The following is a 19,362-nucleotide window of genomic DNA, read 5'->3' on the forward strand; positions in this document are numbered from 1 at the left end:
CTTGGGGCCGTCAAAGGGCGGGTCCGGGATGCCCCGAGGGCATCCGGGGCGCGCGACTCAGGACTCGCGGCGCAGCGCGGGGAACAGGATCACGTCGCGAATGCTGGGGCTGTCAGTCAGCAGCATCATGAGACGGTCAATGCCGATACCGCAACCCCCCGTGGGGGGCATGCCGTATTCCAGCGCGCGCACGAAATCGTGGTCGTAGAACATGGCTTCGTCATCGCCGCTGTCTTTGGCGGCCACCTGGGCGTGAAAGCGGGCGGCTTGGTCTTCGGCGTCGTTCAGTTCGCTGAAACCGTTGCCGAACTCGCGGCCGGTGATGTACAGCTCAAAACGCTCCGTCACCTCGGGGCGCGCGTCGTTGGCACGCGCCAGGGGCGAGATCTCGGTGGGGTGCTCCATGATGAAGGTGGGCTGCCACAGCTTGTCTTCCACCGTTTCTTCAAAGTACAGCACCTGCAGGCTGGCCAGCGTGCGGGCCGAGAGCTTGTCCTTCTCTTCGGTCATGCCCAGCTTCTTCAATGCGCTGATGAGCCAGGCGGCATCGTCCACATGGGCGCCTGCTTCGGTGTGCTGGAAGATGGCTTCGCGGATCGTCAGGCGGGCAAAGGGTTGGGTCAGGTCCACCGCGCGGCCCTGGTAGGTCATCTGCAGCGAACCCGTGGCTTTCAGGGCCACTTCACGGATCAGGGTCTCGGTGAAGTCCATCAGATCCAGGTAGTTCCAGTACGCCGCGTAGAACTCCATCATGGTGAACTCGGGGTTGTGGCGCACCGAGATGCCTTCGTTGCGGTAGCTGCGGTTGATTTCGAACACACGCTCGAAGCCGCCCACGATCAGGCGCTTGAGGTAGAGCTCGGGCGCGATGCGCAGGTACATCTCCTGCTCCAGCGCGTTGTGGTGCGTGACGAAGGGCTTGGCATTGGCGCCGCCCGGGATCGGGTGCAGCATGGGCGTTTCGACTTCGAGGAAGCCGTGGCTCACCATGAACTCGCGCAGGCCGCTCACGGCCTTGCTGCGCGCCATGAAGCGCTTGCGGGCCTGCTCGTCTGTGATCAGGTCCACATAGCGCTGGCGGTATTTCTGCTCCTGGTCGGCCATGCCGTGGAACTTGTCGGGCAGCGGGCGCAGGCTCTTGGTGAGCAGGCGCAGGCTGGTCACCTTGACCGACAGCTCGCCCGTCTTGGTCTTCATCAGCGTGCCTTCGGCTCCCACGATATCGCCCAGGTCCCAGTGCTTGAAGGCGGCATACAGGTCTTCGCCCACGGCGTCGCGGGTTACGTAAAGCTGGATGCGCCCGCCCACGTCGCCTAGCGAGCCATCCTGCACGGTTGCAAAACTGGCCTTGCCCATCACGCGCTTGAGCATCATGCGGCCTGCGACCGAGACGTTCACCGGCGTGGCTTCGAGGGACTCGTTCGTGGCAGTGCTGTGTTCCAGGTGCAACTGGGCAGCCTTGTGGCCGGGCTTGAAGTTATTGGGGAAGGCAACCCCACCGCCAGTGGCCTGGACTTCGCGCAGAGCGCGGAGCTTTTCGCGGCGCTCTGCGATGAGCTGGTTTTCGTCCTGGGGAGCGGGGGCGTGGTTTTGGTCTGACATAGGTGCCGTCGGTGCGGGGGCGTGAAATGGGGGCTGGGTTCAGCCAAACCCCTCATTTTATCGGCTATGTGTTGCCGACAGGTCCTAAGAACCTGTTCAAGATCTTTTCGGGGATCGCATTGGAGTGCAATCGGGATGAGTGGACGCTTCGGATGCGCCGCATGGGCTCATGCCCATGCAAGCAGCTGAGGCGTCCAATCGCCCGATTTCACTCCAACCCTTCGGGCAAGTGACTTGCCGGGCGGTCTGCGGCGTTGCGGCGCTTGTGGATAGCCGGGCTATCCACTGCGCTCCGCGCCTTGCATCCCATCCCGGCAAGGCACTTGTGCGACCCCGAAAAGATTTAGAACAGGTTCTTATCCCCTGGACGGGCGGTCGCCCCACAGCGCGGATGCCGTCCTCACGATGATCTTCAGGTCGCTCCAAAGCGTGTGCGAGCGGGCGTACTCGGCGGCGTAGCGTAGCTTGATGGGCAGAATCTGTTCCACGTAGGTGCGCTCTGGATCGCTGCTCTGGCCCAGCAAAGTGCTTTCGTCGCGAAATTCGATGGAGGCGCGGTCTGTGATGCCGGGCCGCACGCTGAGCACCAGGTCTCGCACAGAGTCCGGGTAAAGTGCCACATAGTGCGGCACCTCGGGTCGGGGGCCGACAAGGCTCATATGGCCCAGCAGCACGTTGAAAAGCTGCGGCAATTCATCGATCTTGGTGCGCCGCAGCCAGTGGCCAGCCCGGGTGATGCGGGCGTCGGCCCCCACGGTAATCGCAGGCCCCGCAGCTTCTGCACGCGGGTGCATGGTGCGGAACTTGACGATGCGAAACAACCTGCCCGCGCGGCCCACACGCTGTTGGCGAAAGAACGCTGGGCCGGGCGAGTCCCACACCACCCACAGTGCCACGGCCAGCAGCACGGGCGCGAGCAGCAGCAGCCCGAGGGCGGCCAAGAACAGGTCGAACAGCCGCTTGGGCATGTCAGCCCAGCACCTCGTGCAGCGCGGCAATCACACGGTCCTGATCGCTGTCACCCATGGCGGTGAACAGGGGGATGCTGATCATGGCCTGGTAGGCTGCATCGGCCTGGGGGAACATCTCCGGCGTGAGCTGATAGCGGTCCCGCCAGTACGGGTGCCGGTGCAGCGGCACATAGTGCACGCTGGTGCCGATGCCCCGGTCCGACAGCGCTTGGATGACCTCGTCACGCCCCAGTGGTGCGTCCGCTCGCAGCCGGATGACATACAGGTGCCATGCGTGGGTGTCGCCTTGCGGTGCATTGGCGGGCAAGGTCAGGGGCAGCGGCGCCAGCTGATCGTGGTAGCGGGTTGCCAAGTCCTGGCGCCGCTGCACAAATTGCGGCAGCCGCGCCAATTGCTCTACGCCCATGGCGGCGGCAACGTCCGTCATGTTGTATTTGAAGCCTGGCGCGACCACCTCGTAGTACCAGGCCGGGGTTTTGGATGTGAAGCGGTCAAATGCATCCCGGCTCATGCCATGCAGCCGCATGGTGCGCATGCGTTGCGCAAGCGCCGGGTCGTGCGTGACGGCCATGCCGCCTTCACCGGTGGTGATGGTCTTGTTGGCGTAGAAGCTGAACACCGTGACATCGGACTGCAACTGCCCCACCAGCGTGCCGCGCCAGGTGGTGGGCAAGGCGTGGGCCGCGTCTTCCACCACCTTCAGGTGATGTTCTTTGGCGATGGCCAGGATGGCGTCCATGTCGCAGGCCAGGCCCCCGTAGTGCACGGGCATGATGGCTTTGGTGCGGGGTGTGATGGCTGCGCGTACCTTGGCCGGGTCGATATTGAGGGTCACCGGGTCCACGTCCACCAGTACCGGGTCCGCACCCAGGTAGCGCACCACCTCCACGGTGGCGGTGAAGGTCAGTGTGGGCGCGATCACTTCATCGCCGGGGCCGATGCCCAGGGCCTCCAGCGCGAGGTGCAGGCCCGCCGTGGCGGAGTTGACGGCGATGCTCTGCAGACCACCGCCGCCCAGGAAGGCGGTGAATGCCTGCTCAAACTCTTTGGTCTTGGGCCCGGTCGTGACCCATCCCGAGCGCATGGCCGCGCTGACGGCATCGATTTCTGCCGGCCCGATGTCGGGGCGGGCGAACGGGAGAAAGGGCAGGTCGGCGGGGGAGTTCATGGGCGTTGTGGTGCGTGCTAAAAGGGCCAGAGCGAGGCCGCGCTCAGCGTGGCTTCACGGCCCAGGTCAGGCGGTGGGTGCGCAGAAACCACAGCAGTGCGGATGCTGGCGCAATCGCTGGCGCGGGCAGGCGCCGTGCCAGCGGAGGCGCCAGCGTAACGCGGCGGGAGTGTATCTGTGCCCCGGGAAACAGGATGCTCAGTTCGCGCAGTGGAATGCCCTGTACATCGCTGTTGGCGGGGTTGTTGACGACAAAGTCATAGACGAGAACACCGCCGCCGGGCGCGACCCATTGCCAGATCAGGTCGGCCAGATGGCGGCGATAGCTCTCGTCAAGCAAGGAGCTGAAGAGTGTGAACGCGAGCACGGCATCCTGGCTGGCGGGCTGCACCGGGGCCAAGGCGGCATCCCCTTCCACAATGGCCACGCCTGCTGGCAGCCAGGCGCGCGCTGCGGCGGCACGTTCGGGAAGAAGCTCCAGGCCCGTCAGGCAAGCGGGCGTGGCGCCCAGTCGCACCAGATCGTGCAAATTGCCCGCACTCCCGCAGCCAACCTCCAGCATGGGCCGCTGGGCCAGGCTGCTCCAGCCGTGGGCCTGCCAGATGCGTGCCATGGTGCGCAGGCGCTCCTGCTGCGCCTGCAGTGCCGCCGCGTTGGCATACAGGCTGTAGCGGGCTTCGTCGGCCGCCGCATCACGCCGGGCGTAGCGGGCCTTGACGGCCTGGGGTTCGTTGTCGGTCATCGCGTGATGCGCGCAAAGTCAGAAGAAGGCGCGCGCGAGCGTGCAATGTCCCAGAGCCCGCGCCAGGTGCCCAGGCCGTAGCCCACATGAAACGCTGCAATCGCCGCCGGGAGGCGGGGCAGCAGCCCCCAGTTGCGGGCCGACCGGGCTGCCGCCACTGATGCCGCCAGAAGATACCCTGCGTAGGCGATGCCCAGTGCAGCCAAGGGCCAGGCGGACCACGGCAAGGCAGCGGCGGCGCCCACTGCTGCGGCCACAAAAGCTGCGGGCACCAGTTGTCGCACGGAGCCCGGCTGCCCATGTTTGCGCATCACAAAAGGCCGCCAGTAGCCGTATTGCCGTTGTTGCGCGAACAGGTGCCTGAGCGAATTGCGCGGGTGGTAGGTGGATTGGATGCGGCTGCTCTGCCAGATGCGTGCACCCCCCAGGCGCATGCGCAGGTTGTGCTCGTCGTCCTGGTTGCGCACCAGGGCTTCGTCAAACAGCCCGAACCGGTCAAACACGCTGCGGGGCCAGCATCCGAGGTAGACGGTATCCACCTCGCCTTCGTATTGCACATCGCGCGACCGTGCGCCACCCACCACCCAACGGCATTGGAAGGCGGCGCCTATGGCGGCCCCGGTGGGGCCCGTTCCGTGGGCGACCCATGGGCCGCCCACGTTGTCGGCGCGGGTGCGTTCGAGCGCCTGGATGCACTGCGCAAGGTAGTCGGGGGCAAACTGGCTGTGCACGTCCATGCGGGCAATGGTGCCGCCCCGTGCGCGGGCAATGCAGGCGTTGAGTCCGGTGGACACAATGCGACCGGGGTTGTCCACCAGCACGAGCCGGGGGTCTGCAGCACATCGCTGCATCAGGTGTTCGCGTGTGCCGTCGTCGCTGTCGCCGTCGGCAATCAGCACTTCCATGCCCCAGCCTGCGGGCAGTTCTTGGCGCAGGGCGGAGCTGCAGAAAGCATCGATGTGCTGGCGCTCGTTGCGGCACGGCACGATCACGCTGATCAGGTTGTCCAATTCAAGGCCTTGGGGCATGGGGTTCAAGGTGTACGGAGCAGTTGCTGGTACAGCGCGTGCATGCGGTTCATTTGCACCGCGCGGTCACCGTCTTGCGCTATGCGGGCAGCATTTTGCAGCCCGGCTTGTTCCGCGATGGCGTCATTGGCAAGCAGGGCTTCGAGCCGGGCGGCGAGCGCTGTCGCATCTCCGGCTGCAACCAGCCACTGAGCGTCGATCCAGTGCCGGTTAGCCTGCAGTTCGCTGGCCACCACGGCGAGGCCACACGCCATGCTCTCCAGCATGGCGACCGATGTTGCATCGCTGCTGGGCACCGACACAGATATCTTGCTTTCGCCCAGTACCCGGGTCATGCCAGCGTCATCGAGTCGGCCGTGGAACTGCACATTGTTGTCCAGCTGCGCCGTGTGCACCTGGCTGCGCAGGGCACCTTCCAGACTGCCTCCGCCGAGCAGGTGCAAGCGCAGATCGGCGCCCGGCAATCGCGCCTGCAGCAGGGCGAACGCTTCGATGATGGTGTCGATGTTGTAGTTGGGTTCCCAGGCGCGCAGGCTCACCAGCTGGCTGCCTTGCTTGTGACTCCAGGGAACGGGGTGGAAGCGCTGCAGTTCCACACCCCAATGGATTTCCTCGGTCATGCAGTGGGGTTGGAATTGGGCCACTGCGCTCATCAGGCTGGCGGAGTCGCCCGTGATGAGGTCAGCCTGGCGCAGTATCCAGCCGGTCAGCCAGCGCATCCAGGCGCTTTTGCCGGGGGTCACCAACAGGTCGCTGCCCCAGGCGGTCATCACCAGCGGATGTTTGCCGCAACGTGCGGCCAGATAGCCGTAGGAGGTGACGTAGTGGGCATGCAGGAGGTCAGGAGCCAGTTCGGCCACGTGGCGCCTGGTTTCCCGGACTCGGAACAGCCAGTCGAGCGAGCGCTGCACAGGCCGGATGGCCCGCACCGTGACGCCATCGATGGACGCGGGGCGGGCCGTGATCAGCGAAACGCGGTAGCCGCGCTGGAGCATCTCCCGCGCCCACCGCTGGACATGGGGGCTGGTGGCATCGCCCAGCAGGCACAGGTGTGTGGCCATGTCAGCTTGCCCGTGTCCAGGATTCGTAGTGTGGGCGCAGTTCCGGATGCTGCAACAGCAGGCGCTCATCCTGCTCGCGCACGTCGCCAATCTTGCGCGCTGGGGCCCCTGCCATGATGGCGAAATCGGGCACTTCGCCGCGCACCTGCGCGTAGGCGCACACCACCACCCCCTTGCCGATGCGTGTACCCGCTTCGATCAGGCTGTGGGGGCCGACAAAGGTATAGGCGCCGATCTCCACGGGCGCGCTGATGTAGCCAGGCTTGGGGCCCTCGTAGACTGCGTAGCTGCTGCCCAGGAGGCGAATGGCGCGGTGGGAGCTGTGGGTGACGATGCTGACGAAGTTGGTGATCTGTACCCCTTGCCCAATCTGCAGGCCTGCCGTGGCGTCGATGAAGTTGAATTGCCCAATGAACACGTGGTCGGAAAGCAGCAGCCCCTCGGCGCCTTCGATGCAGGTGCTGGGGGCAATGCGGGTGTGGGGCAGGCTGCGGCCCAGGTGGTCGCTTTCCCCGAACACCATGCGGTAGAACAGCGCCTGCCAGAGGCGGCGGCGCCAGCGGTTAAGCACGGCTCTCATGGGGGACGTCCTTCCAGTTTGCCAACGCCCAGAAATAGTAGGCAAAGTAGGCCAGCATGCTCGCTGACACGCCCCATCCGGCACCGGTCAGCCCGCCCAGATGGAGGCCCAGCAGCAGGCCCGCGAAAAACAGGCATTGTCCAACCAACGCCAGGCGCAGCGCCCAGGCCTGCGCGCCCCAGGCCATGGTGACCACCGCGAGGGGCGATGCCATGAAATGCACGGCGATGTACGGCGCAATGGCCCGGGCCAGTTCTCCGGTCTGCGCCCATTGGTCGCCAAAGGCCAGGGAAAAGATGTCCGGACCCCAGGCAAGCAGCACTGCCGCCAGCGGGCAGGCCAGGGCGGCCAGCCCCATCATGGCCTGGCGCACCAGGGTGCGCGCTTCGTTGGGGCTCTGCGCCTTGAGAAGGCGGGGGTACAGGGTTTGCGACAAGGCCCCGCCGATGAGGGTCGCGGGGGCCTTGAGGTAGCGCAGCGCCAGCGCCCAGAACCCCGCTGCGGCGTCTCCAGTCCATGCCGCCACCAGCACCAGAGTCAGGGTGTCCTGCAGCGCCCCCATGAAAGCGTGGGGTGTGTTGAGCAACGGAAAGTCCCGGTGCTGTAGGGCCATGGACCGGAGTGTGGCCAACGGCTGGCGCCACAGACCCACCCAGCCACCCGCAGGGGCAGGCCTGGCCAGCATCCATGCCGCGCCCAGGCTGGCCAATGTGGCGCCCAGCACCAGACCCAGCGGGCCGGTCTTCATGAATCCGAACAGCAATTGCAGGATGGCGCCACCGCCTTGTTGCAGCAGCCTGGCCGCCGACAGCAGACCAAAGCGTTGGGACCGTGTCGCCCACAGCGTGAGCCATTGCACAGCACCGCCTGCGAACACCGCCAATGGCAGCGCCCACACCATCGGCATGCCGCGCCACAGCAGAAGCACGGCTGCGGCTGCAGCAGATGCCGTGGTGACAGCGAGCAAGATGCGAGCGCACAGCGCCATGAGCTGGGCGGCGCGCAGCTCGGTGCTTTCGAGGGGGAGTGCGAATTCATAGCGCGCGCAGCCCACCACCGCCAGGTTGGTGGCCAGCGCCCACAGCAGTGCAAACTGTCCGAAGTCCTCAGGGCTGTAGAGGCGTGTGAGTGCCGGGCCCAGCACCAGCGGGATGGCGTGGGCTGCAACGCTGCCCGTGAGCAGGGTCAGCGTTGCCCGTACAAGTCCCGACTTCATGGCAGTACGGGTTGCGTTTCGGGGTGGTAGCCAGGCACCAGCTGTCGCAGCAGAGCGGTCATGGCGATGGGGTCACCCGCTTGGGCTGCCTTCTGCAATGCCTGGAGCAAGGTCTGCAGCTCCTCCCAGGGTCGGTATTCTTCACGCGCCCGCAGGATGCGGGGGTGGTCGGTGGGAAAGGGATTGTCTCCAATCAGCAGTTCCTCGAAAAGTTTTTCACCCGGGCGCAGCCCGGTGAAAACGATTTCGATGTCTCCTTCGGGGTGCAGATCGTCGCGCACCGTCAATCCCGACAGGGCCACCATGCGCTCTGCCAATTCCAGAATCTGTAGGGGCTCGCCCATGTCCAGCAGGAACACGTCGCCGCCCTCGGCCATCGCCCCTGCCTGCAGTACCAGCTGGGCGGCTTCGGCAATGGTCATGAAGTAGCGCGTGACGTCCGGGTGCGTCACGGTAAGAGGGCCACCGGCCGCGATCTGCTTGCGAAACAGCGGTATCACGCTGCCACTGGAGCCCAGTACATTGCCAAAGCGCACCATCGACAGGCGGGTGGGGCAAGTCCAGGCGGGTGAGCTGTCGGCAAGCTGCGGGAAAGGCGCTCGGGGCGACGCTGCAATTGCTTGCAGCACCATCTCTGCCACACGCTTGGTGGCGCCCATGATGTTGGTCGGGCGCACGGCCTTGTCGGTGGAAATCAGCACCAAATGGTTGGCACCGCACTCCAGCGCCACCTGCACCATGTTCAAGGTGCCAAACACGTTGTTCAAAATACCTTCGCCCGCGTTGGCCTCCACCATGGGCACGTGCTTGTAGGCGGCCGCATGGTAGATGGAGGTGGGCCGGTATTGTCGGCAGATGTCTGCCATGCGCGCCTTGTGGGTGACGCTGGCGAGCAGGGGCACCAGCGCACATGCATGCTCGCCCTGGTGCGCCAGCGCCGCCAATTCGTGGTGGATGGAGTACAGCGCGTATTCGCTGTGGTCCACCAGCAGCAACTGGCACGGCCCTTCACGCACGATCTGCCGGCACAGCTCGCTGCCAATGCTGCCGCCCGCGCCGGTGACCAGGACCACGGTGGCCGCCAGATTGCGCCCCAGCAGTCCTGGGTCCGGCGCCACTGGCTCCCGGCCCAGCAGGTCTTCGATTTCAAGGTCCTGGAAGTCCGTGACGGTCACCCGGCCACTGGCCAGGTCCGACAGGCCCGGCAGCGTGCGGATCCGCACGGGCAACTCGCGCAGGCTTTCGATGATCTGCCGCCGTCGCTCGCGCGTGGTGCTGGGCAGCGCCAGCAGCACGTCGGTGATGCCAAGGCGGCGTACCACCTCGGGCAGCGCGTTGGAGGCGTGCACACGCACGCCGTTGATGCTGCGCCCGATCTTGCTGGCATCGTCGTCCACAAACCCTTTGAGCAGGTACTGGCGCATGCTGCCCAGCCCTGCAGCCGTCTGTGCGCCCGCACTGCCAGCGCCGTAGATCAGCAGGCGGTACGGCGCATGGCTGCTGCGCCCTGCCAGCGCCAGCCAGCCCAGTGCGCGGCTGGCACCGACCAGCAGCATGAACAGCAGGGGCTGGAGGATGCCGACGCTGCGGGGTACGCCCTCCCACTGAGCCGCCAGCAGGCAGCCCAGCAAAAGCGCGCCGTAGATGGCCACGGCCTTGCCCGTGGTGATGAGCGCCGTGATCCCCGTGTAGCGGAAGATGGCGCGGTACAACCCCAGCTTGGCAAAAATCGGAAACGCAAGGGCGGGCGCCAGCGCATACGCAAGCCACTGCATGCCTGAGGGCCAGTGGGGCGTCTCCAGCCTCAGCGTGAAGGCCAGCCACATCGCGATGACACCCAGACAGATGTCCATGGCCACCACCACCATGCGCTTGGCTGCGCGCGACCAGCCCAGGATGCGGTTCAGCATGGGCTATGAGAAGAAGAGGGGGCAGTAGCGATTCGGCGGCTCATTGTGTGGGGGCAATTCCGGTCCGCTCCAGCACATCGCCCACCAGTTCCAGCCGCACCAGCGGGTTGTCCAGCTCCATCAGGCGCTGCTTGAGTTCCAGGGGCACGGGCAAAAGCTCGCACCAGCGGTTGGCCACCCATCCGCAGTCGTCCAGCTGGGCTGCCGTGGGGACAATCGCAGTCGGAATTTCGGGGTCACGCTGCTTCAGTGTGTGCAGCACCTGGGCGAGGGCTGTCGATGCCTTTCTCAGGTCTTGCGGGATCGGCACTGTCAGATCCGGGTCGATGTGCCCCACATCGGCGATCCACAGGCCATGGGGCAGGTGGCTGCGCTGGGTGATGCGAAAGCGCTGGCTGCCACGGCACAGCAGTGTGATCAGGCCAGGCTGCGGGGTGTCGATCTGCTCGATGACGGCCAGGGTGCCCACATCGTTGAACTGTTCTTCAGGCGCGCCCGCCTGGCGCACTTCGCGGCCTTGCGTGAGGGCGACCACGCCAAAGGGGGCGCCCGCCTGATGGCACTTGCGCACCATGTCCAGGTAGCGCACTTCGAACACGCGCAGGGCCAGCAGACCACCTGGGAACAGCACGGAGCCCAGAGGGAAAAGGGGCAAGGATGACAGGGTGAGGGGTTGTGTCATGAAAGGGGGGATACCTTGGCTCGCTATCATCCCATGGCGCAGCCTGCTTTCGCGGCGGCCCCTTATTTTTGTCTCATCCATGCTCTACCAGATCGCCTCTTTCCTGCTCGACGTTGTTGGTGGCCTGCTCACCGGGGCATGCCTGTTGCGGCTGTATATGCAGTGGCAGCGCGTGCCGTTTTCCAACCCCGTCGGCGGGCTGGTTTTTGCGCTGACGGACTGGCTCATCATGCCGCTGCGCCGCGTGATCCCGCCGGTGGGGCGCTGGGATGTGTCGAGCCTGGTGGCAGCCGTGTTGCTGCAGCTGGCGCAGTACTTTATGCTGACCCTGCTGCTGGGCGCCGCCTCGGCATGGGCCTGGCTGCCGTGGCTGGCATTGTTTGGCCTCGCGCGGGTGGCGGTGTCGGGGCTGATTGGCTTGTTGATCGTCTATGCCGTGATGTCGTGGGTGCAGGCGCGGTCACCCCTGGCCGATGTGATTGCCCGGCTGTGCGAGCCCATCCTGCGGCCGTTTCGCCGCATCATCCCGCTGGTGGGCGGTATCGACCTGTCGCCGCTGGCCGTGCTGGTGTTGCTGCAGGTGGCGATGATTGTGCTGGGCCATTTACAGGCCAGCGTAATGAAGTAGCCCCCCTGAGTCGCCTTTGGCGCCTTCCCCCCAGGGGGACGACGGCCTTGCTGCGGGGCGGCCCTTGCTTGCCGTCCCTGGTTGGGGCCGCGCCGGTTTCGGCGGCTGCGCATGATGCGCGGCAATAGATATCTGATACCAAAATATCAGTGAAATCGACCCCTAGCGCTTATCCATAAAGCGCTAGCAGCTATCAAAATAATAGTGTTTTCGCGGATTTGGCGGGCGCATCACCTCAGCACGAGGCTTTGCGCACGCACCCACCCGGTGGTGTTACATCACTGCGTCAGCAGGCAAACGCTGCAGCATGGCCAGACTGCTGGCCACGGTGTTGCGCAGTTCACGGCGATCGCAGATGAAGTCCACGGCGCCCTTGGTTTGCAGGAATTCGGCGCGCTGGAAGCCTTCGGGCAGGGTCACGCGCACTGTGGATTCGATCACACGCGGTCCGGCAAAGCCGATCAGGGCCTTGGGCTCGGCAATCACGATGTCGCCCACAAACGCAAAACCTGCGCTCACGCCGCCCATGGTCGGGTCGGTCAGCACGCTGATGTAGGGCAGGCCCTTCTTGGCCAGGCGAGTCAGCGCTGCGTTGGTCTTGGCCATCTGCATCAGGGACAGCAGGCCTTCCTGCATGCGTGCGCCGCCGGTGGCGGTAAAGCAGATGAAGGGCACCTTCTGCTCGATGGCGGTTTCCACGCCGCGCACAAAACGCTCGCCCACCACGGAGCCCATCGAGCCGCCCATGAAGTCGAACTCAAAGCACGCTGCCACCACGTTGATGCTCTTGACCGCCCCACCGATGACGATGAGGGCATCGGTTTCACCCGTGTTTTCCAGGGCTTCCTTCAGGCGCTCGGGGTATTTGCGGCTGTCCTTGAACTTGAGGGCATCCACAGGCAGCACTTCCTGGCCGATTTCATAGCGGCCTTCGGCGTCCAGAAAAGCGTTCAGCCGCGCGCGCGAGCCAATGCGGTGGTGGTGGCTGCAATGGGGGCAAACGTTCTGGTTTTGCTCCAGATCGGCCTTGTAGAGCACCGTTTCGCAGCTCGGGCACTTGATCCACAGCCCTTCAGGCACCTGGCGGCGCTCGGTGGGGTCGGTTTGCTGGATCTTGGAGGGCAGAAGTTTTTCGAGCCAGGACATGGTGTTCTCCTCTTCAGTGGCTCGGCCTGCCGGGGCGCTGGGGCGCCGCAGGGGGCAGGCCGGGTGGAATCTGTGGCGCGCCGTGCCCCGATGAGGGCGGCGCGCCGGGCTGCATTATGCGTCTACGCGTCCATTGCCTTGCGGATGCCGCGCAGGAAGTCGATCGTGATTGGCACCACCTTGGCGTGCTCTTGGTCTTCAATCAGCTGGATGATGCGGCTGCCAATGACCACGGCGTCGGCCACCTTGCCAATCGCCTGGGCGGTGGCTGCGTCGCGAATGCCAAAGCCCACACCCACGGGGATCGTCACATGCTGGCGGATGCGAGGCAGCATTTGCTCCACGGCCGAGGTGTCCAGCGCGCCCGAGCCGGTCACGCCCTTGAGCGACACGTAGTACACGTAGCCGCTGGCCACGCGCGCCACCTGGGCCATGCGCTCATCGGTGCTGGTGGGGGCCAGCAGGAAGATCAGGTCCATGCCGTGCTCACGCAGGCTGGCGGCAAAGGTCTCGCACTCTTCGGGTGGGTAGTCCACGATGAGCACACCGTCCACGCCAGCGGCTGCGGCATCGCGCACAAAGGCACCTCCACCGTGCTTTTGGTCGTAGCGCTCCACGGGGTTGGCATAGCCCATCAGCACCACGGGTGTGGTGCTGTTGCGCTTGCGGAACTCGCGCACATGGTCGAGCACCTGCACCATGCCAATGCCCAGGCTGAGGGCTTTTTCGCCCGCCTTTTGAATCACCGGGCCATCGGCCATGGGGTCGGAAAAGGGCACGCCCAGTTCAATCACGTCGGCACCGGCCTCCACCATGCCGTGCATGAGTGCAGGGGTGATGTCGGCGAAGGGGAAACCAGCGGTCACATAGGGAATCAGTGCCTTGCGGCCCTGCGCTTGCAGGGCAGAGAAGGTGGATGCAATACGGCTCATTTACTTCACCACCTTGATGGATTGCTCGCCGCCCTTGACGGACTGCCCCTGGCAGCTGGGGCGGCAGTAAAAATCGGCGCCACTCAGGTCGGCAACGGTGCCAATGTCCTTGTCACCACGGCCCGAGAGGTTGACCAGGATCGATTGGTCAGGGCGCATGGTTTTGGCCAGTTTCATGGCGTAGGCCACGGCATGGCTGGATTCGAGCGCGGGGATGATGCCCTCGGTGCGGCACAGGTAGTGGAAGGCTTCCAGAGCTTCCTTGTCGGTAATGCCGACGTATTCGGCACGACCGATTTCCTGCAACCAGGCGTGCTCCGGGCCCACGCCCGGATAGTCCAGACCTGCACTGATACTGTGAGTTTCGGTGATCTGGCCATTGTCATCCTGCAGGATGAAGGTGCGGTTGCCGTGCAGCACGCCCGCGCTGCCCTTTTGCAGCGATGCCGAGTGTTTGCCCGACTCCAGCCCTTCGCCTGCCGCTTCCACGCCAATGAGGCGCGTTTTCTCGAACGGGATGTAGGGGTGGAAGATGCCCATGGCGTTGCTGCCGCCACCCACGCAGGCGATCACGGCATCGGGCTGGTCGCCCAGCACCTTTTGCTCTGCCAACATGGCGGGCATCTGGTCGATGCACTCCTTGCCGATCACGCTCTGGAAGTCACGCACCATCATGGGGTAGGGGTGTGGGCCTGCCACCGTGCCGATAATGTAGAAGGTGTTGTCCACATTGGCCACCCAGTCGCGCATGGCCTCGTTGAGCGCATCTTTCAGCGTCTTGCTGCCCGATTCCACGGGCACCACCGTGGCGCCCAGCAGTTTCATGCGGTACACGTTGGGGCTTTGGCGCTTGACGTCCTCTGCACCCATGTACACCACGCATTCCAGGCCATAGCGCGCGCAGATGGTGGCCGTGGCCACGCCGTGCTGACCTGCGCCCGTTTCTGCAATCACGCGGGGCTTGCCCATGCGCTTGGCCAGCATGGCCTGGCCGATCACGTTGTTGATTTTGTGGGCGCCGGTGTGGTTGAGGTCTTCGCGCTTGAGGTAGATCTGCGCGCCACCCATTTCGCGGCTGGTACGGGCTGCGTGGTAGATGGGTGATGGGCGACCGACGAAGTGCTTGAGTTCGTAGTGAAACTCGGCCAGAAACTCGGGGTCGTTTTGGTAGCGCGCGTAGGCCTCGCGCAGTTCCTGGATGGCGTGGGTCAGGGTTTCGCTGACGAAGCTGCCGCCGTAGGGGCCGAAATGGCCGGAAGTATCAGGTTGCTGATAGGAATTCATGGGGATTCTTTGCAAGTTGTGCATCGGCCGCCCGCACGGCGGCAACGAAGCGTTGGATCTTCAGTGCGTCTTTGATGCCCTTGATGGGCTTTCCATCGGGGCCATCGGCTTCGACGCCGGAACTGACATCAACCGCCAGCGAGAGACCCCGCGGACGGACTTGCAAAATGCCATCGGTCACGTTTGCAGGCGTGAGTCCACCAGACAAAACGAGGTGAGAGCTGACGCTTGGTGGAAGGAGTGACCAATTGAATGCCTTGCCGCTGCCGCCAAAACCTTCGACATGGGCGTCGAGCAGGATGGCCTGGGCGTGAGAGTAATCGTGGGCGTATTTTACGAGGTCAAAGCTGGCCGCACCGTCGCCCAGGGGAATTCGGGCGGCTCGCAGGTAGGGGCGTGCGCCTTGGTGGGTGGCGGCCAGGCAATTCTGGGGAGATTCATCACCGTGAAACTGGACCGTAGCGCCTGCTACTAAAGCGCTGGTAGCTATCACATTGGTAGCGGATTCGTTCACGAACAGCAAAACTGGGGTGACAAAGGGCGGCAGGCGTCTGGCCAGTTGTGCTGCGCGTTCGGGTGTTACCGCACGCGGGCTGGGGGCATACAGCACGAAACCCACTGCATCGGCGCCTGCCGCCACGGCGGCGTCCACGTCCTGCTCGCGGGTCAGGCCGCAGATTTTGATGCGGGTGCGTGCATGCGGCAGCTTGGAGATGTCTTGTGCGTTCATGGCAACCAATCATACGCAGCCGTGCGCTGGGGCAAGCCCCAGGCGGCGTCATAGACCGGGCCTTGAAAAAACAGCCCATCCGGCGAAAACGTGGGCGCTGCCGCATCGCGGGATTTGGCGGCGAGCACCTGCGCCACCCATTCAGGAGGCTGGTTGCCCTGGCCCACGGCAATCAGGCAGCCCATGATGTTGCGGATCATGTGGTGCAAAAACGCATTGGCTTCGAACTCAAAGCGCCAGTAGCAGGGGCTCCAGCCCAGCTCCGGGTGTGGTTCTCCCAGACCCCGGCGCGTAATGTCGATGCGCTGCAGGGTCTTGACGGGGGACTTGGCCTGGCACGCCGACGCACGAAACGAGGTGAAGTCGTGCTCGCCCAGCAGGTAGTCCGCAGCTTGCCGCATCGCTTGGTGGTCCAGCGGATGGAAAACCCAGCCCACGCGACCCGCGTCCACACTCGGCCGCACGGGGGACTGCAGCAGCACATAGGCATAGCGCCGCGCGATCGCGCTGGCGCGGGCATGGAAGCCGTCCGGCACGGGCTGCGCCCATTGCACGGCAATATCGGCAGGAAGAAAGGTGTTGGTACCCCGTACCCAGGAGGAGGGCGGGCGGTTCAGCGGCGTGTCAAAGTGCACCACCTGCATCAATCCATGCACACCTGCGTCGGTACGGCCTGCACACAAAGTGCTGACAGGGTGCGTGGCAAAGCGGCCCAGGGCCGCTTCGAGTTTGTCCTGAATCGTGTTGCCCGACAGCTGGCTTTGCCAGCCGCTGTATGCCTGTCCGTTGTAGCTGACACCCAGCGCCACCCGCATCATGGGGCGGCCTGGGGGTGGGGAAAGCGCGCCGTGAGAGAACCCGGCTGCATCAGCCCAGTTCGGCCAGCATACGCTGGGCGCGGGTCTTGAGGGCGCCGCTGGATTCGGCCACCACTTCTTCGATCAGCGTGCGAGCACCGTCGGTGTCGCCAATGGCGTTGAACTCTTCGGCCAATGCCAGCTTGGTAGCCAGCGGATCATCCTGCGCCGCAGCCGAGCCGTCATCGACGAACTCGGGTGCCGGAGCGGGTGCCTTGGCCGCAGGGGCTGCCATGGGCTTGGACGGTGCGTTCAGGTCCAGAGACAGTTCGCCCAGATCAAATTCCATGGGGCCGGAATCCTTGGCGTCGCCTGCCAGCGGCATGGGGCCAGATGGCGCCATGCTCAGGTCGTCTGCGCTCGGGAAGTCGAGGTTGGCGACGGGTGGAGGGGCCATCATCGGGCCGGGAGCTGTATCTTGACCACCCCAGGCTGGTGCCGTTGCAGAGGGCAGCTCTGGCAAATCCAGTTCTGGGCGCAGTGTTTGTGGTTCATCGCTGGCATCGGCGTCCGTAGTGCGACGGGTGCCACCTGCGGCCGCAGCTGCAGCGGCCGCCGCTGCAAACCCGCCTGGGGGTGCTGGTGCCACCGAGGGAGCGTCGGTCAGTGCGTCATCTGGCAGGTCCAGATCGAGATCCAGGTCGAGATCGGGGGGGAGTGCCGCTGTGGCCGCCGCATTGCCAGCACCGCCCGTGAAGGTGCTCGGGAAGCCACCTGGGGGCAGCGATGGAGATTCGTCCTCGGCCATGCCGGGGCGGCCGCCAGGCTGGTACAAGCGGTTTTCGGGGTCCAGGTCGCGGCCGAGTTCGGCAATGCGGTTCCAGTCCGGGCCTTCGCCCTGCGTCAGCTTGAACACATCCCCTGCCACCGCTTCCAGTGCCTTGCGATCCTGGCGCTTGGCGTAAATTTCGCCGAGCTTCACATGGACCGACACGCGGGCCGGATTGTGGCGAATCGCTTCCTTCAGGATTTCCTCGGCCTGAAGGTCGCGGCCATAGGCCAAATAAACGTCTGCCTCCGCCACGGGATCCACATCGCCGCCAGCATCTAGCTGGCTCGGGGAGTAGGCCATGGACGAGCCGGTCGTCATTTCGCTGTTGGCGGTATCCACGCGCTGTCCGCCGCTGGCACCGAAGAATGAATCAGGCTGGATGCGGCTTTCCAGGAACGAGCTGTCTACGCCAGCGTTCTGGCGGCGACGCTGCACCACACGGTAAGCGCCATAACCCAGCAACAGGGCTAGCAGGCCACCACCGGCCAAGGGCAGGATCGGATCGTCCATGAGGCCGGACAGGAAACTCGGCTCTTCAACAGGGGCTGGTGCTGGCGCAGGCATCCGTACGGGGGCTGCGGGTGCGGATGCGACGGGAGCCGGTGCAGAGGCGGGTTCGGAGGCCGCCTCGGCAGGAACGGCAACATCCGCTGGGGCACTGGCTGGGGGCACGGGGGCCGACGCAGGTGTTTCAGGCGCGGCGGGTGCTGTAGGCGTGGCGGGGACTGCGGGGGCCTGCACGGCCACGCCAGCGGGGGCGCTGGCACCGCCAGCGGGCGCGGCACTGCCAGCAGCGGCCGATGCTGCGCCCAGCTTGTTCAGGTCGGTAATGTTCTTGGACAGTTCGGCCATCCGGGTGGCGGCCTCGCTGGCTTGCTTGTCCTTGGCGAGCTGGTCCTCGGCGGCCTTCTGGCCCTTCACGGAGCCTTTGGACAGCGTCAGCTTGTCGGGTGCGGTCGTGGCAGGTTTCTTGTCCTCCACGCGGGTCTGCACCGTGCCCGACGCAGAGCGCTCGGCAGCGGCCACTGCCGTGGTCGGGGCGGCACCTGCCAGCTTGCGGCGGAATTCGTTGAAATCCTTGGCCTGGGCTGCCAGGATCTGGCGTGCCTCGGGGGCTGGGGTTGCCTGCGCCGCAACTTCATCGGGCATCTGCAGTACTGCGCCAGCTTTGAGGCGATTGACATTGCCTTGAATGAATGCGTCCGGGTTCGCACGCATCATGGCAACCAGCATCTGATCCAGAGACACGCTGGCGGGGCGGTAGGCATTCGCCAGGCGGCCAGCGGTGTCACCGGCCTGCACTTTGACGCCGTCTGCGGGGGCTGGACGAGGGGCAGCTGCTGCCGGGCGTGGTGCTGGCGGTGCAGCAGCGGCAGAGGATTCGGTGGCGCGCGGGGCGACCGGTGCGCGCACGGCGGGCGCCGATGGGGCAGCAGGTGCCGAGATCTGAGGGGACGCCGTCACATTCGGTGCTGCGCGGCGCAGTGCTGGCGGGTCAAACAGCATGGTATAGCTGCGCACAATGCGGCCCGAGCCCCAGTTGGCGTCCAGCACCAGATCAAGGAAGGGGTCGTTCACCGGGCGATCACTCGTCAGACGCAGCACGGCGGTGCCGTCTGGGCGACGCTGCAGCTGGATTTGCAGGTTGTTGATCGCGGGCGTGTATTCCATGCCCTGGGCGCGAAAAACTTCCGGGGTAGCCGTCGTAGCGCGCAGGGTGTCGGCTTCCGCGGGGGTGATCTGGGGCAGGTCAATTTCGGCGCGCAAAGGCTCGCCCAAGGCAGACTGCACGGTGATGCGGCCCAACGCCAGGGCCGAGGCGTCGCCAGCGTAAAAGCCAGCCGACGCTACGGCCGCAGCCGCCAGGACAGAAAATTTCCAACGATGCATGTTTGCCAACAACTGATTAGGTTTTTGTGCGGCTCGGTCGAGCGGTGCTTTTTTTCTCATGGTCTGGTCCCGCCCCGGCGCGTGAAAATATGTAAAAAGCACCATAGCATCAATGTTTTGCACTGACAAGCTGAGGTGGCTCCGAAGCTTTGAGCGAGGTTCA

General features: G+C 65.0%; 17 protein-coding genes. 1 reads left to right on the forward strand and 16 read right to left on the reverse strand.

Annotated features, from left to right (window positions below; genetic code table 11):
* Positions 1–57: 57 nt before the first annotated feature.
* From lysS to KW832_RS15100, 10 genes are all read right to left on the reverse strand, one after another.
* Positions 58–1,602 carry a lysine--tRNA ligase gene (lysS, locus tag KW832_RS15055; protein WP_218300552.1) on the reverse strand — a complete coding sequence of 515 codons (1,545 nt, stop codon included), beginning with the start codon at positions 1,600–1,602 and terminating at the stop codon, positions 58–60.
* 356 nt (positions 1,603–1,958) lie between these two features.
* Positions 1,959–2,570, reverse strand: a complete 612-nt coding sequence (locus KW832_RS15060; protein WP_121420759.1) for a sugar transferase — start codon at positions 2,568–2,570, stop codon at positions 1,959–1,961.
* A gap of 1 nt (position 2,571) precedes the next feature.
* Positions 2,572–3,741 (reverse strand): DegT/DnrJ/EryC1/StrS aminotransferase family protein, encoded by a 1,170-nt coding sequence (locus KW832_RS15065; protein ID WP_218300553.1) that lies wholly within the window; start codon positions 3,739–3,741, stop codon positions 2,572–2,574.
* Positions 3,742–3,784: 43 nt separating this feature from the next.
* Positions 3,785–4,483, reverse strand: a complete 699-nt coding sequence (locus tag KW832_RS15070) for a class I SAM-dependent methyltransferase (protein WP_218300554.1) — start codon at positions 4,481–4,483, stop codon at positions 3,785–3,787.
* On the reverse strand, positions 4,480–5,511 hold the full coding sequence (locus tag KW832_RS15075) for a glycosyltransferase family 2 protein (RefSeq protein WP_218300555.1): 1,032 nt from the start codon (positions 5,509–5,511) through the stop codon (positions 4,480–4,482). The genes KW832_RS15070 and KW832_RS15075 overlap by 4 nt, the downstream gene beginning before the upstream one ends.
* Positions 5,512–5,516: 5 nt before the next feature.
* Entirely contained in the window at positions 5,517–6,572 is a 1,056-nt protein-coding gene (locus tag KW832_RS15080; protein WP_218300556.1) for a glycosyltransferase, read from the reverse strand.
* Position 6,573: 1 nt separating this feature from the next.
* Positions 6,574–7,152 carry an acyltransferase gene (locus KW832_RS15085; RefSeq protein WP_218300557.1) on the reverse strand — a complete coding sequence of 193 codons (579 nt, stop codon included), beginning with the start codon at positions 7,150–7,152 and terminating at the stop codon, positions 6,574–6,576.
* Positions 7,136–8,368, reverse strand: coding sequence for a lipopolysaccharide biosynthesis protein (locus tag KW832_RS15090; RefSeq protein WP_218300558.1), 1,233 nt, complete (start codon positions 8,366–8,368; stop codon positions 7,136–7,138). Before KW832_RS15090 ends, KW832_RS15085 begins: the two co-directional genes overlap by 17 nt.
* Complete coding sequence (locus tag KW832_RS15095) at positions 8,365–10,278, reverse strand: nucleoside-diphosphate sugar epimerase/dehydratase (protein WP_218300559.1); 1,914 nt, start codon at positions 10,276–10,278, stop codon at positions 8,365–8,367. The genes KW832_RS15090 and KW832_RS15095 overlap by 4 nt, the downstream gene beginning before the upstream one ends.
* 40 nt (positions 10,279–10,318) lie before the next feature.
* Positions 10,319–10,960: an LON peptidase substrate-binding domain-containing protein gene (locus KW832_RS15100; RefSeq protein ID WP_218300560.1), complete on the reverse strand. Its 642-nt coding sequence runs from the start codon at positions 10,958–10,960 to the stop codon at positions 10,319–10,321.
* 79 nt (positions 10,961–11,039) lie between these two features.
* Between KW832_RS15100 and KW832_RS15105 the strand changes: the two genes are divergently transcribed.
* Positions 11,040–11,588, forward strand: coding sequence for a YggT family protein (locus KW832_RS15105; RefSeq protein ID WP_218300561.1), 549 nt, complete (start codon positions 11,040–11,042; stop codon positions 11,586–11,588).
* A gap of 273 nt (positions 11,589–11,861) precedes the next feature.
* Here the strand turns inward: KW832_RS15105 and accD are convergent, their stop codons facing one another.
* The 6 genes from accD to KW832_RS15135 all read right to left on the reverse strand — a co-directional run bounded on the left by accD (position 11,862) and on the right by KW832_RS15135 (position 19,199).
* The gene (accD, locus tag KW832_RS15110; RefSeq protein WP_218300562.1) at positions 11,862–12,734 is read right to left on the reverse strand and encodes an acetyl-CoA carboxylase, carboxyltransferase subunit beta; all 873 of its coding nucleotides are present in this window, start codon (positions 12,732–12,734) and stop codon (positions 11,862–11,864) included.
* A 122-nt stretch (positions 12,735–12,856) separates the two neighbouring features.
* Complete coding sequence (gene trpA, locus KW832_RS15115; RefSeq protein ID WP_218300563.1) at positions 12,857–13,666, reverse strand: tryptophan synthase subunit alpha; 810 nt, start codon at positions 13,664–13,666, stop codon at positions 12,857–12,859.
* Positions 13,667–14,950, reverse strand: a complete 1,284-nt coding sequence (gene trpB / locus KW832_RS15120) for a tryptophan synthase subunit beta (protein ID WP_121420750.1) — start codon at positions 14,948–14,950, stop codon at positions 13,667–13,669.
* The gene (locus KW832_RS15125) at positions 14,928–15,680 is read right to left on the reverse strand and encodes a phosphoribosylanthranilate isomerase (protein ID WP_218300564.1); all 753 of its coding nucleotides are present in this window, start codon (positions 15,678–15,680) and stop codon (positions 14,928–14,930) included. Before KW832_RS15125 ends, trpB begins: the two co-directional genes overlap by 23 nt.
* Entirely contained in the window at positions 15,677–16,495 is an 819-nt protein-coding gene (truA, locus tag KW832_RS15130; RefSeq protein ID WP_218300681.1) for a tRNA pseudouridine(38-40) synthase TruA, read from the reverse strand. Before truA ends, KW832_RS15125 begins: the two co-directional genes overlap by 4 nt.
* A 52-nt stretch (positions 16,496–16,547) precedes the next feature.
* Positions 16,548–19,199: a FimV/HubP family polar landmark protein gene (locus tag KW832_RS15135; protein WP_218300565.1), complete on the reverse strand. Its 2,652-nt coding sequence runs from the start codon at positions 19,197–19,199 to the stop codon at positions 16,548–16,550.
* Positions 19,200–19,362 lie beyond the last annotated feature (163 nt).

It is taken from the genome of Acidovorax sp. sif0632 (assembly GCF_019218805.1).
Classification (GTDB): domain Bacteria; phylum Pseudomonadota; class Gammaproteobacteria; order Burkholderiales; family Burkholderiaceae_C; genus Acidovorax; species Acidovorax facilis.

Excerpts from the sequence above, each read along its gene's own strand:
- KW832_RS15090 (WP_218300558.1), bottom strand. The coding sequence starts at position 8,368 with ATGAAGTCGGGACTTGTACGGGCAACGCTGACCCTGCTCACGGGCAGC.
- KW832_RS15075 (WP_218300555.1), bottom strand. The coding sequence starts at position 5,511 with ATGCCCCAAGGCCTTGAATTGGACAACCTGATCAGCGTGATCGTGCCG.
- truA (WP_218300681.1), bottom strand. The coding sequence starts at position 16,495 with ATGCGGGTGGCGCTGGGTGTCAGCTACAACGGACAGGCATACAGCGGC.
- KW832_RS15085 (WP_218300557.1), bottom strand. The coding sequence starts at position 7,152 with ATGAGAGCCGTGCTTAACCGCTGGCGCCGCCGCCTCTGGCAGGCGCTG.
- trpA (WP_218300563.1), bottom strand. The coding sequence starts at position 13,666 with ATGAGCCGTATTGCATCCACCTTCTCTGCCCTGCAAGCGCAGGGCCGC.
- KW832_RS15070 (WP_218300554.1), bottom strand. The coding sequence starts at position 4,483 with ATGACCGACAACGAACCCCAGGCCGTCAAGGCCCGCTACGCCCGGCGT.
- accD (WP_218300562.1), bottom strand. The coding sequence starts at position 12,734 with ATGTCCTGGCTCGAAAAACTTCTGCCCTCCAAGATCCAGCAAACCGAC.
- KW832_RS15125 (WP_218300564.1), bottom strand. The coding sequence starts at position 15,680 with ATGAACGCACAAGACATCTCCAAGCTGCCGCATGCACGCACCCGCATC.
- lysS (WP_218300552.1), bottom strand. The coding sequence starts at position 1,602 with ATGTCAGACCAAAACCACGCCCCCGCTCCCCAGGACGAAAACCAGCTC.
- KW832_RS15100 (WP_218300560.1), bottom strand. The coding sequence starts at position 10,960 with ATGACACAACCCCTCACCCTGTCATCCTTGCCCCTTTTCCCTCTGGGC.
- KW832_RS15135 (WP_218300565.1), bottom strand. The coding sequence starts at position 19,199 with ATGCATCGTTGGAAATTTTCTGTCCTGGCGGCTGCGGCCGTAGCGTCG.
- KW832_RS15105 (WP_218300561.1), top strand. The coding sequence starts at position 11,040 with ATGCTCTACCAGATCGCCTCTTTCCTGCTCGACGTTGTTGGTGGCCTG.
- KW832_RS15080 (WP_218300556.1), bottom strand. The coding sequence starts at position 6,572 with ATGGCCACACACCTGTGCCTGCTGGGCGATGCCACCAGCCCCCATGTC.
- KW832_RS15060 (WP_121420759.1), bottom strand. The coding sequence starts at position 2,570 with ATGCCCAAGCGGCTGTTCGACCTGTTCTTGGCCGCCCTCGGGCTGCTG.
- trpB (WP_121420750.1), bottom strand. The coding sequence starts at position 14,950 with ATGAATTCCTATCAGCAACCTGATACTTCCGGCCATTTCGGCCCCTAC.
- KW832_RS15065 (WP_218300553.1), bottom strand. The coding sequence starts at position 3,741 with ATGAACTCCCCCGCCGACCTGCCCTTTCTCCCGTTCGCCCGCCCCGAC.
- KW832_RS15095 (WP_218300559.1), bottom strand. The coding sequence starts at position 10,278 with ATGCTGAACCGCATCCTGGGCTGGTCGCGCGCAGCCAAGCGCATGGTG.